This window comes from Flavobacterium sp. WG21 (genome assembly GCF_000335775.1).
Classification (GTDB): domain Bacteria; phylum Bacteroidota; class Bacteroidia; order Flavobacteriales; family Flavobacteriaceae; genus Flavobacterium; species Flavobacterium tructae.
The window spans coordinates 1-577 of sequence record NZ_AMYW01000082.1 but is presented as its reverse complement, the minus strand read 5'-3'; the positions used below and the strand labels follow the sequence as shown (position 1 = coordinate 577).

Annotated in this window: 1 rRNA gene; it reads right to left on the bottom strand. The window is 37.3% G+C overall.

Features of this window, described 5'->3' with window-relative positions:
- Positions 1–196: ribosomal RNA gene (locus C245_RS0122545) — 16S ribosomal RNA — on the bottom strand; the annotation flags it as partial.
- Between the last annotated feature and the right edge of the window lie 381 nt (positions 197–577).

Genomic DNA, 577 nt, shown 5'->3' with positions numbered 1-577 from the left:
TATCTCGATGCCGAGTCACTATACTATGAGGTATTAATCCAAATTTCTCTGGGCTATCCCTCTGTAAAAGGTAGATTGCATACGCGTTACGCACCCGTGCGCCGGTCTCTATATCCGAAGACATATACCCCTCGACTTGCATGTGTTAAGCCTGCCGCTAGCGTTCATCCTGAGCCAGGATCAAACTCTTCATCGTATATTTTTATATTATATTGCGATGATATCTATCGGTTCTTTTCGAATCTTACGATTCTATTACTCTTATTCTTTTGTCCCGATTTAATCGGGACGGCTGTCAATTCAATATGTCTACGAACGTATTCTTTTTTATTAATCTCGCTTGTTTCTCAAAGCGGGTGCAAAAGTAGAAAACTTATTTCTAATCGGCAAGAGTTTTTTGAAGTTTTTTTTTAGAAAATTTCTTTTCGTTTTTAACTTCTCTCCTTACCAATCTTTCAATGAACTTCCCTTGTTTTGCGGGGTGCAAACTTAAAACTTTCTTTCTTTACTCGCAAGCTTTTTGGAATCTTTTTTTGAAAATTTCTCTCCGTTTCAATTCCTTTGCTTGTCAGTATTT